We start from the raw sequence: 12,648 nt of genomic DNA, 5'->3' as shown, positions 1-12,648 counted from the left end.
TGTGACGGAACGAAGACAGCGGTGTGATCATGTGGGCATGCTTCCTGATCCCAAGCACTGCTAGACTGGCCCGATATTGCATACCGCAGAGGTGCCCCATGAAACCTTCAACTGCCCTGGATCTCAAGAGGGCTGCCGTGCGTGAAGTAGTAGGACGTTTCCATACCTCCAACCCAAGGGTGTTTGGGTCCGTTTTGTTGGGGACTGATAAAGACGGCAGTGATCTCGATTTACTGGTTGATGCGCTACCGGGAGCGACCCTTTTTGACCTTGGTGGGCTGCAGGTGGAGTTGGAAGACTTGCTCGGGGTAAACGTCGATTTGCTGACGCCTGGCGATCTGCCTCTGAAGTTTCGTGCTCAAGTCTTGGCTGAGGCCCGGCCCGTATGATCTCAAATCGGATTGGCGACTACCTGGAGCACATGCGCCAGGCATCGTCCGACGCGATCACCTTTGCCGAAGGGGTGAGCAAACCTGAGTTTTTGAAGACAAGCGTACCCAACAAGCCGTGATCATGAGTTTGATCATCATCGGCGAAGCGTCGACCAAAATAATGGATCAACATCCAGAGTTTGCAGCCGCCCAACCGCAGGTGCCTTGGCGCAGTATGCGCGGGATGCGCAACCGGATTGCCCATGGTTACTTCGACATAAATCTTGAAGTGGTATGGGACACGGTTCAGCACGCGCTACCTGAGCTGCTGAACAACCTGCCAGCCGCACCCGCCTGAAGAGCGGGTGCAGCTTCAGATAATTAAGGCATCACCGGCGGCAAATATTTAAGCGTCGTGCCCAACGCCCACAGCAGGAACAACACCAGCGGCGTATGCACCAGCAGCTGCACAAACGAAAAACCGATCAAGTCCCGCGCCTTCAACCCCAGCACGCCCAGCAGCGGCAGCATATAGAACGGGTTGATCAGGTTCGGCAGCGCTTCGGCGGCGTTGTAGATCTGCACCGCCCAGCCCAGGTGATATTCCAGGTCATTGGCGACCTGCATCACGTACGGCGCCTCGATGATCCACTTGCCGCCGCCCGACGGGATGAAGAAGCCCAGCACCGCCGAGTACACGCCCATCAACAGCGCGTAGGTGTCGTGGGACGCGATCGAGGTGAAGAAGGTCGAGATATGGTGCGCCAGGGTCGCGCCGTCACTGCCTTTCACCACGGTCATCAGCGCGGCAATCGAGCCATATAGCGGGAACTGGATCAGCACCCCGGTGGTGGTGGGTACCGCACGGGCCACCGCATCGAGAAAACTGCGCGGACGCCAGTGCAGTAGGGCACCGACCATCAGGAACAGGAAGTTGTAGGTGTTCAGCCCCGAGATCGCGCTGATCGCCGGCTTGGTCGAGAATTCATGGAACAACCAACCGGCGGCCAGCAACGCCAGCAGGATGGTCAGCAACGGGCTGTGCTCCAGCCACTCGCCCGGACGGGTCGGCGGTTGCGGCTTGGGCATGTTGAAGGCCGGGTCGATACCGCAAGCCTTGGCGTCACGGGCGGAGTTCGGCCCGGGCGCGGTGGCGTAGGCGATGATCAGCGATACCACGATCAGCGCCAGCAACAGCACGCCGGACTGCCACAGAAAGATGGTGTCGGTGAACGGGATCATCCCGGTGATCGACAGGATCGACGGCGGCAAACTGGCCGGGTTGGCCTGCAACTGCGCCGCCGACGACGACAGCCCCAGCGCCCAAACGGCACCCAGGCCGAGGTAGGCCGCAGCACCGGCCGCGCGGTAATCCATGCGCAAATCCGTACGCCGGGCCAGCGCACGCACCAGCAAACCACCGAACACCAGGGACAGGCCCCAGTTGAGCAACGAGGCGACCATCGAAATCAGCGCCACCCAGGCCACGGCAGAACGGCCGTTCTTCGGGATGCGCGCCAGGCGGTCGATCAACTTCACGGCGGGCGGGGAGCTGGCGACCACGTAACCGCCAATCACCACAAACGCCATTTGCATGGTGAACGGGATCAAACTCCAGAAACCGTCACCAAACGCCTTGGCGGCCTCGGTCGGCGCGGCGCCCATGCCCAGGGTCGCCACGGCGACAATGATCACGGCGAGGGCGGCAAACACCCAGGAGTCAGGGAACCAGCGCTCGGCGAAGTTTGAACAACGCAGGGCGAATCGGGCGTAGCGGCTGTCTTCGATAGCATCGGCCACGTTCAGTACCTCTATTTGTATTTATTATGGGGGCGGCAGTTTTGCTGCATGTTCCTCTACGGCTATTCATTTGGGAATGTAGTTATCTTCATTGATCAATGAGTAAAGCAAATATATCCGGCGAGATTGCCATCACCGGGCCCAGCTCATAACCTGCAGGCCATTTTGTTTGTCTGCCGAGCTTTTCCATGACTGCCACCTCTTATCCACAGGCGCAGCGTTTCTCCCGCTCCGACTACAAAACCCTGGGCCTGGCTGCCCTGGGCGGGGCCCTGGAAATCTACGACTTCATCATCTTCGTATTTTTCGCGCTGACCCTCAGCCAGCTGTTCTTCCCGCCGGAAATGCCCGAGTGGCTGCGTCTGCTGCAAAGCTTCGGCATCTTTGTCACCGGCTACCTCGCGCGCCCGCTGGGCGGAATCCTGATGGCACACTTCGCCGATCACCTGGGGCGCAAACGGGTGTTCAGCCTGAGCATCCTGATGATGGCGCTGCCGTGCCTGCTGATCGGGATCATGCCCACCTACGCACAAATCGGTTATTTCGCACCGTTGATCCTGCTGGCGCTGCGCATCCTCCAGGGTGCGGCAGTGGGCGGGGAAGTGCCCAGCGCCTGGGTGTTTGTCGCCGAACACGCTCCGGACAACCATCGTGGTTATGCCCTGGGCTTCCTGCAGGCCGGGCTGACCTTCGGCTACCTGCTCGGCGCGCTGACGGCGACGCTGCTGGCGCAAGTCTTCACCCCGGCCGAAATCCTCGACTACGCCTGGCGCTTCCCGTTCCTGCTCGGCGGCGTGTTCGGCGTGATCGGTGTCTGGCTGCGGCGCTGGCTCAGCGAAACCCCGGTGTTCCTGCAAATGCAGGCCCGTCGCCAGGCCGGCGCCGAACTGCCGCTGCGTACCGTCCTGCGGGAACATCGCAGCGCGCTGCTGCCGGCGATGATCCTCACCTGCGTGCTCACCTCGGCCGTCGTCGTACTGGTGGTGATCACCCCGACCATGATGCAGAAAACCTTCGGCATGAGCCCCAGCCACACCTTCGCCCTGAGCGCGTTGGGCATCGTGTTCCTGAATATCGGTTGCGTGTTGGCCGGGCTCCTGGTGGACCGCATCGGCGCCTGGCGTGCGGTGTTGGTCTATAGCCTGCTGCTGCCGGTGGGGATTGCCGTGCTCTATGCGAGCCTGATTGCCGGTGGCGTGTGGCTGGGCGCAGCGTATGCCATTGCCGGCTTGAGTTGCGGGGTGGTGGGCGCGGTGCCGTCGGTGATGGTCAACCTGTTCCCGGCGCAGGTGCGGGTGTCGGGGATTTCCTTCACCTACAACATTGCCTATGCGCTGTGGGCGAGTACCACGCCGCTGATGTTGATCGCGTTGATGCCGACCAGCCCGTGGATCTGCGTGGGGTATTGCGTGGTGATGGGCGCGGTGGGCGCAGTGAGTGCGGCGTATTTTGGCAAGCGCCTACCCACCTGATCGTTCCCACGCTCTGCGTGGGAACGACTCCCTGGACGCTCCGCGTCCGCTCGTGTGACGCGGAGCGTCACGGATGCATTCCCACGCGGAGCGTGGGAACGATCATTACGTCAGGAAGTGCCACATCAGCAATGTGCCCACCAGGCCCACCACCGACACAATGGTCTGCAACACCGACCACACCCAGATCGTCTGCTTCAGTTGCAAGCCGAAGTATTCGCGCACCATCCAGAAGCCGGCATCGTTGACGTGGCAGAAGAACACCGAGCCGGCACCAATCGCCAGGGCGACCAGTGAGCTTTGCGTCGCCGCCAATCCCGCCATCATCGGCGCCAGGATGCCCGCCGTTGTCGTGGTGGCGACGGTCGCCGACCCCGTGGCCTGACGCAGCGCCACCGCAATCAACCAGGCCAGCAACAGGTAAGGCATGTGCGCGCCTTCGGCCACCTTGCTGATGGTCTGGCTCACGCCGGCATCCAGCAGGGTTTGCTTCAACCCGCCACCGGCGCCGATGGTCAGCAGCAGCACCGCGATCGGCGCCAGCGCCTTGCGCAGGGTGTTGCCGACATCGGCCCGCGGCATGCCGCTGGCCCAGCCCAGGCAGATCACCGCCGCAATCACCGCCAGGCCCAGCGCGATCAACGGCTCACCGAGGAACTTCAAGGTCAGTGCCACCGGGCTTTCCGGCGACATGGCAACCTTGGCCAGGGTGCTGCCGAGCATCAGGATCACCGGCAACAGGATGATCAGCAGCGACACACCAAAACTCGGCTGGCGCGGCGCCTTGGGCGGTGCGCTGAACAGCGCGCCAATGTCGGCCGGCTCGTCCACGTGCATGCGCTTGGACAGCCAGTTGCCGTACAGCGGGCCGGCCAGAATCACGGCCGGTACCGCCAGGCAGAAGCCCAGCAACATGGTCAGGCCCAGGTCGGCGTGCAATGCGCCCACCGCAATCAGCGGCCCCGGATGCGGCGGCATCAAAGCGTGCAGGGTGGTCATCCCCGCCAGCGCCGGGATCGCGATTTTCAGCAGCGGCTGGTTCGAACGCTTGGCCATCACAAAGATGATCGGCACCATCATCACCAGGCCCACTTCGAAGAACAGCGGCAAGCCAATCACCATCGCCACCAGCGCCATCACCCAGGGCAACGACTTGCCCTTGCCCAACCCCAGCAGGGTGGTGGCGATACGGTCGGCAGCGCCGGACTCAGCCATCAACGCGCCGAGCATCGAGCCCAGGGCAATGATGATCCCGGCTTCACCGAGAATCGCCCCGGCGCCTTTGCTGAAGGCCTTGGCCACTTCTTCCGGCGGCAAGCCCGCGCCGACACCGGCGATAAACGTACCGATCAGGATCGACAGGAAGGGCGGTAGCTTGGTCGCGCTGATCAACACAATGATGCTGGCGATGGCCAGTAATACGCAGAACATGAGGCGGGTGTCGTGAACCATCCACGCGGCAGTCGATAACTCCAAAACGGGACTCCTTATCGAACAGGTTGGCTAATGTGTTTCTTTTTGTTTCCTGCTCGAAAAGCATACCTGATACAACGGTTCCAGAGCGTTCGTGTTCAATTTTGGTGCGCATGGCTTAACACCCAGCTGACGGCGAGATGACAATTTTGCAACTCGTGCCGGTGGTTTTGGCCTATAGCTCTATGATCAACCGGACGACCACCCACGAGGATATTTCATGAGCGCAGGACACAGCCACGCCCAGGTACGCGCCGGCCACGAACGGCTGTTATGGATCGCATTGGCACTGACCGGCAGCTTTATGATCGCCGAGGTGATCGGCGCCTTTATCACCGGCAGCCTGGCGCTGTTGTCCGATGCCGCGCACATGATGACCGACGCCCTGGCGCTAGGGATTTCACTGGTGGCGATCCAGGTCGCCAAGCGCGCCGCCGACCGCAAGCGCACCTTCGGCTATGCGCGTTTCGAGATCCTGGCGGCAGCGTTTAATGCGCTGCTGCTGTTCGGCGTGGCGTTCTACATCCTGTATGAGGCGTATCAACGCTTGCAGGCGCCCGCCGAGATCCAGTCCACCGGCATGCTGGTGATCGCGGTGCTGGGGCTGATCGTCAACCTGATTTCCATGGGATTGCTGAGTGCGGCCAGCGGCGAAAGCCTGAATGTGAAGGGCGCTTACCTGGAAGTCTGGAGTGACATGCTCGGCTCCATCGGCGTGATCATCGCGGCGCTGGTGATCATGTACACCGGCTGGGGCTGGGTGGATTCGGTGGTGGCGGCAGCGATTGGCTTCTGGGTGTTGCCCCGCACCTGGACGCTGCTCAAGGAAAGCATGAACGTGCTGCTGCAAGGCGTGCCGGACGGCATCGATATCGACAAGGTGGAACAGGCAATTCGCGGCGTTCCCGGGGTCAAGGACGTGCACGACCTGCATATCTGGGCCCTCACCAGCGGCAAAAATGTGCTGAGTACTCATCTGGTGGCGGATTCTGCCCAAGGCACCGAGCAACAGATCCTCAGCCAGGTGACGGAGTTACTGCATGAGCAATTCGATATTTCCCACGCCACGATCCAGATCGAGGGCGAAGGTTTTCAGCATGACGAGCACGACGAGGTGCACGCCTGACCGTCACTCACGGTCTTCCAGCACATAACCCACGCCGCGCAAGGTATGGATCAACTTGCGCTCGAACGGGTCATCGATCTTCGCCCGCAGGCGGCGGATCGACACTTCCACCACATTGGTGTCGCAATCAAAGTTCATGTCCCACACGAACGAGATAATTTGCGTGCGCGACAGCACCACGCCGCTCTGGCGCATCAGCAGGTGCAGCAGGGCGAACTCCTTGGTGGTCAGGTCGATGCGCTGCAAACCGCGAAACGCCCGGTGGCGGCCCTGATCCAATTCCAGGTCGGCCACCCGCAACACATCCGGCACCGGCGAATGCACGCTGCGGCGCATCAAGTTGCGCACCCGCGCGAGTAATTCGGGGAACTCAAACGGCTTGACCAGGTAATCATCGGCGCCCAGGTCCAGGCCCTTGATCCGGTCGGCGAGGCGGCCCTGGGCGGTCAGCATCATGATGCGGGTGCTGCTGTTCTGGCGGATGCGTTGCAGCACGTCCCAGCCATCCATCAACGGCAAATTCACGTCGAGCATCACCAGGTCGTAGGCGTGCTGGCGAGACAAATGCAGGCCGTCGGCGCCGGTGGCGGCACAGTCGACGATATAGCCACTTTCGCTCAATCCCTGATGTAGATAATCGGCGGTTTTAGGTTCGTCTTCGATAACCAGAATACGCATGTCGAGGATCCCGCTGGGCAGTGGAAAAGTTGCCCGGAGCTTAAAGCAAAAGCCCGCGCCAGAGCCGTTGCTAACGGATTTGTAATGTTCTGGCCACTCCTCTGATAAGTACCGAAAGTTACATTGCCCACCTGTTAATTCATGGGCATGGAACTCTTGTTATGCCAACTTTTGTCCGCACGTTTATCGGCGCTTCGGTGCTGTTGCTGATGACGGTCCAGGGCGCAAACGCGCAAACCCTGACCCTCGAATCGGCCCTGCAAACCGCCTTCGCCAACAACCCCGACATGGCCGCTGCGCAGTGGGAAATCGACATCGCCCAAGGCGGTCGCCAGCAGGCCGGTTTGATCCCGAATCCGGTGGCCTCCTGGGATGCCGAAGACACCCGCCGCAACTCGCGCACCACCACCGTGAAACTGAGCCAAACCCTGGAACTGGGTGGCAAGCGCGGCGCCCGGATTGACGTCGCCACCCGTGCCCAGGAGGCGGCCGCACTCACCCTGGAACAGCGCCGCAACGGTCTGCGAGCGGAGGTCATCGACGGTTACTACGGTGCACTTCGCGCCCAGGAACGCCTCGACCTGGCCCAGCGCTCATTGGCATTGGCCGAGCGCGGCCTGGTGGTGGCCAATGGTCGCGTCACCGCCGGCAAAACGTCCCCGGTGGAAGCCACCCGCGCCCAGGTGCAACTCTCGGAAATCCGCCTGGAATTCAACCGCGCGCAGATGGGCCTGAGCGATGCCTACCGGCGCCTCGCGGCCAGTACTGGCGCGGCCAGCACCGATTTCCAGGCCGTCGCCACCCAAGCCCAGGCCGCACCGGCGTTACCGTCGCCCACGCAGTTGCTGGCGCGCCTGGAACAGACCGCCGAACTGCGCCTGGCCGAGCTGCAAATCGTCCAGGGCGAAGCGGCCCTGGGCCTGGAAAAAGCCCAGCGCATTCCCGACCTCGACGTGTCCATCGGCAGCCAATACGACGCCAGCGTGCGCGAGCGGGTCAACGTGGTGGGCGTGTCGATGCCGATCCCGCTGTTCAACCGCAACCAGGGCAACGTGCTGGCCGCGAGTCGCCGTGCCGACCAGGCCCGCGACCTGCGCAACGCTGCCGAACTGCGCCTGCGCACCGAAACCCGCCAGGCCCTGGACCTTTGGCAAACCGCGAATACCGAAGTGCGCTCGTTCAACCAACAGATCCTGCCCGCCGCCCAAAGCGCGGTGGACAGCGCCACCCGCGGTTTCGAGATGGGCAAGTTCAACTTCCTCGACGTGCTCGACGCCCAGCGCACCTTGATCGCGGCCCGCACCCAATACCTCGCGGCGACCGCCCAGGCCACCGAAGCCTGGGTGCGCATCGAACGGATTTACGGCGACCTCGCCCGGTTTTGATTTTTTCAGGAGCGTTCCATGAACAACAAACACAGGATGGCGCTGGCCGTTGCGCTGATGCTGGCGTGGCCGGCCATCAGCGGTGCGGCAGAGGCGGAAGAGGAAGGCAAGATCGAGCTGACCGAACAGCAGGTCCAGGCCGCCGGTATTCAACTGGCCCCGGCGCAATCCCGGCAGATCAGCACTGTGCTTTCGCTGCCGGGCGAGGTGCGTTTCGACGAAGACCGCACCTCCCACATCGTGCCGCGTGCTGCCGGCGTGGTGGAGTCGGTGAAGGTCAACCTCGGCCAATCGGTGAAGAAGGGCGAGCTGCTCGCGGTGATCGCCAGCCAGCAGATTTCCGATCAGCGCAGTGAACTGGCGGCCAGTGAGCGCCGGGTGGTACTGGCCCGCACCACCTTCCAGCGCGAGCGCCAGTTGTGGCAGGACAGGATCTCGGCCGAACAGGATTACCTGCTGGCGCGCCAGGCGCTGCAAGAGGCCGAAATCGCCCTGAACAATGCCCGGCAAAAGATGAATGCCCTGAGCGGCAGCGCTGTATTGGTCGGCGGCAATCGCTACGAACTGCGAGCGCCGTTCGACGGCGTAGTAGTGGAAAAACACCTGGGTGTCGGCGAGGTGGTGAGCGAGACCAGCAACGCCTTCACCCTGTCGGACCTGTCCCAGGTGTGGGTCACCTTCGGCGTGTTCCCCAAGGATTTGAACAAGGTCCGGGTCGGCAAACCGGTGAAGGTCACCTCCTCGGAAATGGGCACCGAAGTGCTCGGTACCGTGGCCTATGTCGGCAACTTGCTGGGGGAGCAGACCCGCACGGCCACCGTGCGCGTCACGGTGCCGAACCCTGATGCTTCGTGGCGTCCAGGGCTGTTCGTTTCCGTGCAGGTCGCCACCGACACCTACCCGGCCAAGGTCACCGTCCCCCAGGAGGCGATCCAGACCGTCGAGGACAAACCCTCGGTGTTCGTGCGCACCAGCGACGGCTTCATGACCCGGCATATCGAACTGGGCGTCAGCGAAAACGGCTTCGTCGAAGTGCGCCAGGGCCTCGACGCCGGCGCGCAGGTGGCAACCGCTGGCAGCTTCATCCTCAAGTCCGAGTTGGGCAAGGCCTCGGCCGAGCACGCCCATTGATCCTGCGAGTGATTTCCCATGTTTGAGCGCCTTATCCAATTCGCCATCGAGCAGCGCATCATCGTGCTGTTGGCGGTGCTGTTGATGGCCGGTGTCGGCATCGCCAGCTATCAGAAGTTGCCCATCGACGCGGTGCCGGATATCACCAACGTCCAGGTGCAGATCAACTCGGCGGCGGCGGGTTTTTCGCCGCTGGAAACCGAGCAGCGCATCACCTTTCCCATCGAGACCGCCATGGCCGGGCTGCCGGGCTTGCAGCAGACCCGCTCGCTGTCGCGCTCGGGCTTGTCCCAGGTCACGGTGATTTTCAAGGACGGCACTGACCTGTTCTTCGCCCGCCAACTGGTCAACGAACGCCTGCAGGCGGCACGCGAGCAATTGCCGGAGGGTATCGAAAGCATGATGGGCCCGATCTCCACCGGGCTCGGGGAAATCTTCCTGTGGACCGTGGAGGCGAAAGACGGCGCGCGCAAGGAGGACGGCTCAGCCTATACGCCGACCGACCTGCGGGTGATCCAGGACTGGATCATCAAGCCGCAACTGCGCAACGTGCCGGGGGTGGCCGAGATCAACACCATCGGCGGCTTTGCCAAGGAATACCAGATCGCCCCGGACCCCAAGCGCCTGGCGGCCTACAACCTGACCTTGGGCGACCTGGTCACGGCGCTGGAGCGCAACAACGCCAACGTCGGCGCCGGCTACATCGAGCGCAGAGGCGAGCAATTGCTGATCCGTGCGCCGGGGCAAGTCGCGTCCATCGACGACATTGCCAACATCGTCATCACCACTTCCGACGGTACGCCGATTCGGGTGCGCAACGTCGCCCAGGTCGACATTGGCCGCGAGCTGCGTACCGGTGCCGCCACGGAAAATGGCCGCGAAGTGGTGCTGGGCACGGTGTTCATGTTGATCGGCGAAAACAGCCGCACGGTGTCCCAGGCGGTCGCGAAAAAACTCGAAGAGATCAACCGTTCGCTGCCTGAAGGTGTGGTGGCCGTCACCGTCTACGACCGCACCAACCTGGTGGAAAAAGCCATCAGCACCGTGAAGAAAAACCTCTTCGAAGGGGCGCTGCTGGTGGTGGCGGTGTTATTTCTGTTCCTCGGCAATATCCGCGCTGCGCTGATCACCGCGATGGTGATTCCCCTGGCCATGTTGTTCACCTTTACCGGGATGTTTACCAACAAGGTCAGCGCCAACCTGATGAGCCTCGGCGCGCTGGATTTCGGGATTATCGTGGATGGCGCGGTGGTGATCGTCGAAAACGCCATCCGCCGCCTGGCCCACGCCCAGCAGCGCCACGGGCGATTGCTGACCCGCAGCGAGCGCCTGCATGAAGTGTTCGCGGCGGCCAAGGAAGCGCGGCGCGCGCTGATCTTCGGGCAACTGATCATCATGGTGGTGTACCTGCCGATCTTCGCCCTCACCGGGGTGGCCGGGAAGATGTTCCACCCGATGGCGTTCACCGTGGTGATCGCGCTGCTGGGGGCGATGATTCTGTCCGTGACCTTCGTGCCGGCGGCCATTGCGCTGTTCGTCACCGGCAAGGTCAAGGAAGAGGAAAACCTGGTGATGCGCAGCGCACGCCGTGTCTACGCGCCGGTGCTGGATTGGGTGATGGCGCGCCGGCCGCTGGTGTTCGGCCTGGCGGTGCTGGCCATCGTTGCGTCGGGCCTGGTGGCCAGTCGCATGGGCAGCGAATTTATCCCCAGCCTCAGCGAGGGTGATTTCGCCCAACAAGCGTTGCGGGTGCCGGGCACCAGCCTGACGCAGTCGGTACAGATGCAGCAGCAACTGGAAAAGACCTTGATGGCCGAGGTGCCTGAAATCGAGCGGGTATTCGCCCGCACCGGCACCGCGGAAATCGCCTCCGATCCGATGCCGCCGAACATCTCCGACAGCTACGTGATGCTCAAGCCCAAGGACCAGTGGCCCGACCCGAAGAAGTCCCGCGAGGTAATCATCGCCGACATCCAGCGCGCCAGTGCGATTGTGCCGGGCAGCGTGTATGAACTGTCGCAACCGATCCAGCTGCGCTTCAACGAACTGATTTCCGGCGTGCGCAGTGACGTGGCGGTGAAGGTGTTTGGTGACGACATGGCGGTGCTCAACAAGACCGCCGGGGAAATCGCCGAGACCTTGCAAACCCTCAAGGGCGCCTCGGAAGTGAAGGTGGAACAGACCTCCGGCCTGCCGGTGCTGACCATCAATATCGACCGCGACAAGGCCGCGCGTTTCGGCCTGAACGTAGGCGATGTGCAAGACACGATTGCCGTCGCCGTGGGTGGGCGCCAGGCCGGGACGATGTACGAAGGCGACCGGCGTTTTGACATGGTCGTGCGTTTGTCGGACGCGCTGCGCACCGATATCGAAGGCCTGTCGCGGCTGTTGATTCCGATCCCGGCGCTGGCGAATAACGCGGCGGGGCAGTTGGGTTTTATCGCGCTGTCGGAAGTCGCCAGCCTGGACCTGGTGCTCGGCCCCAACCAGATCAGCCGCGAAAACGGCAAGCGCCTGGTGATCGTCAGCGCCAACGTGCGTGGGCGCGATATCGGCTCGTTTGTCGAGGAAGCCGGGACGGCCATCGACACTCAGGTGAAAATCCCCGCGGGCTACTGGACCACCTGGGGCGGCCAGTTCGAGCAGTTGAAGGAAGCTTCCGAGCGCTTGCGCATCGTGGTGCCGGTGGCGTTGCTGCTGGTGTTCGGGTTGCTCTTCATGATGTTCAACAACCTCAAGGACGGGCTGCTGGTGTTCACCGGGATTCCCTTCGCGTTGACCGGCGGGATCATGGCGCTGTGGCTGCGGGACATTCCGTTGTCGATCTCGGCGGGCGTGGGTTTTATCGCGCTGTCGGGGGTGGCGGTGCTGAACGGGTTGGTGATGATTGCGTTCATTCGCAACCTGCGGGAAGAGGGGCGCTCATTGTCGGTGGCCATCAACGAAGGCGCCCTGACGCGCTTGCGCCCGGTGTTGATGACGGCGTTGGTGGCGTCGCTGGGGTTTATCCCCATGGCCCTGGCCACCGGCACCGGCGCCGAAGTACAGCGCCCGTTGGCGACGGTGGTGATTGGCGGGATTATTTCGTCGACGCTGCTGACCCTGCTGGTATTGCCGGCGCTGTATCACTGGGCGCACCGGCGTGAAGAACAGGAAGACCGCCTGATGCCTGACCAATAACCTGTGGTGAGGGAGCAAGCTCTTATCAAACA

9 protein-coding genes and 1 pseudogene are annotated in these 12,648 nt (G+C 62.6%); 7 read left to right on the top strand and 3 right to left on the bottom strand.

Features of this window, described 5'->3' with window-relative positions:
- Positions 1–98: 98 nt before the first annotated feature.
- Positions 99–389, top strand: a complete 291-nt coding sequence (locus tag HX811_RS20165) for a nucleotidyltransferase family protein (protein WP_003214393.1) — start codon at positions 99–101, stop codon at positions 387–389.
- Positions 386–729 (top strand): annotated as a pseudogene (locus HX811_RS20160) (DUF86 domain-containing protein). Before HX811_RS20165 ends, HX811_RS20160 begins: the two are co-directional and overlap by 4 nt.
- A gap of 23 nt (positions 730–752) precedes the next feature.
- On the opposite strand, the gene HX811_RS20155 reads toward HX811_RS20160, so the two are convergent.
- On the bottom strand, positions 753–2,171 hold the full coding sequence (locus HX811_RS20155) for a short-chain fatty acid transporter (RefSeq protein WP_008437512.1): 1,419 nt from the start codon (positions 2,169–2,171) through the stop codon (positions 753–755).
- 188 nt (positions 2,172–2,359) lie between these two features.
- Between HX811_RS20155 and HX811_RS20150 the strand changes: the two genes are divergently transcribed.
- Positions 2,360–3,643, top strand: a complete 1,284-nt coding sequence (locus tag HX811_RS20150; RefSeq protein ID WP_177047076.1) for an MFS transporter — start codon at positions 2,360–2,362, stop codon at positions 3,641–3,643.
- Positions 3,644–3,748: 105 nt separating this feature from the next.
- Here HX811_RS20150 and HX811_RS20145 read toward each other — a convergent pair whose 3' ends face one another.
- Complete coding sequence (locus HX811_RS20145; RefSeq protein WP_023659163.1) at positions 3,749–5,119, bottom strand: gluconate:H+ symporter; 1,371 nt, start codon at positions 5,117–5,119, stop codon at positions 3,749–3,751.
- A gap of 217 nt (positions 5,120–5,336) precedes the next feature.
- Here HX811_RS20145 and HX811_RS20140 point away from each other — a divergent pair, with 217 nt between their 5' ends.
- On the top strand, positions 5,337–6,242 hold the full coding sequence (locus HX811_RS20140) for a cation diffusion facilitator family transporter (RefSeq protein ID WP_177047074.1): 906 nt from the start codon (positions 5,337–5,339) through the stop codon (positions 6,240–6,242).
- Between the two features lie 3 nt (positions 6,243–6,245).
- Here HX811_RS20140 and HX811_RS20135 read toward each other — a convergent pair whose 3' ends face one another.
- Positions 6,246–6,920, bottom strand: a complete 675-nt coding sequence (locus HX811_RS20135) for a heavy metal response regulator transcription factor (RefSeq protein WP_102604739.1) — start codon at positions 6,918–6,920, stop codon at positions 6,246–6,248.
- Between the two features lie 161 nt (positions 6,921–7,081).
- On the opposite strand from HX811_RS20135, the gene HX811_RS20130 reads away from it, so the two are divergent.
- From HX811_RS20130 to HX811_RS20120, 3 genes are read left to right on the top strand one after another with little or no spacing between them, the layout of a single operon-like run.
- Positions 7,082–8,305 carry a TolC family protein gene (locus HX811_RS20130; RefSeq protein WP_177047072.1) on the top strand — a complete coding sequence of 408 codons (1,224 nt, stop codon included), beginning with the start codon at positions 7,082–7,084 and terminating at the stop codon, positions 8,303–8,305.
- An 18-nt stretch (positions 8,306–8,323) separates the two neighbouring features.
- Positions 8,324–9,436 (top strand): efflux RND transporter periplasmic adaptor subunit, encoded by a 1,113-nt coding sequence (locus tag HX811_RS20125; protein ID WP_102604737.1) that lies wholly within the window; start codon positions 8,324–8,326, stop codon positions 9,434–9,436.
- 18 nt (positions 9,437–9,454) lie between these two features.
- Positions 9,455–12,616 carry a CusA/CzcA family heavy metal efflux RND transporter gene (locus HX811_RS20120; protein ID WP_177047070.1) on the top strand — a complete coding sequence of 1,054 codons (3,162 nt, stop codon included), beginning with the start codon at positions 9,455–9,457 and terminating at the stop codon, positions 12,614–12,616.
- Positions 12,617–12,648 lie beyond the last annotated feature (32 nt).

The sequence above is a fragment of the Pseudomonas sp. F8002 genome (assembly GCF_013385495.1).
In the GTDB taxonomy this organism is placed as follows: Bacteria; Pseudomonadota; Gammaproteobacteria; order Pseudomonadales; family Pseudomonadaceae; genus Aquipseudomonas.
The sequence above is the reverse complement of the archived record's forward strand: the minus strand, read 5'-3'. Positions and strand labels throughout refer to the sequence as shown.

What these genes read in the sequence shown, in the direction of transcription:
- HX811_RS20165 (WP_003214393.1), top strand. Translation starts at nt 99, where the DNA reads ATGAAACCTTCAACTGCCCTGGATCTCAAGAGGGCTGCCGTGCGTGAA.
- HX811_RS20150 (WP_177047076.1), top strand. Translation starts at nt 2,360, where the DNA reads ATGACTGCCACCTCTTATCCACAGGCGCAGCGTTTCTCCCGCTCCGAC.
- HX811_RS20140 (WP_177047074.1), top strand. Translation starts at nt 5,337, where the DNA reads ATGAGCGCAGGACACAGCCACGCCCAGGTACGCGCCGGCCACGAACGG.
- HX811_RS20135 (WP_102604739.1), bottom strand. Translation starts at nt 6,920, where the DNA reads ATGCGTATTCTGGTTATCGAAGACGAACCTAAAACCGCCGATTATCTA.
- HX811_RS20130 (WP_177047072.1), top strand. Translation starts at nt 7,082, where the DNA reads ATGCCAACTTTTGTCCGCACGTTTATCGGCGCTTCGGTGCTGTTGCTG.
- HX811_RS20125 (WP_102604737.1), top strand. Translation starts at nt 8,324, where the DNA reads ATGAACAACAAACACAGGATGGCGCTGGCCGTTGCGCTGATGCTGGCG.
- HX811_RS20120 (WP_177047070.1), top strand. Translation starts at nt 9,455, where the DNA reads ATGTTTGAGCGCCTTATCCAATTCGCCATCGAGCAGCGCATCATCGTG.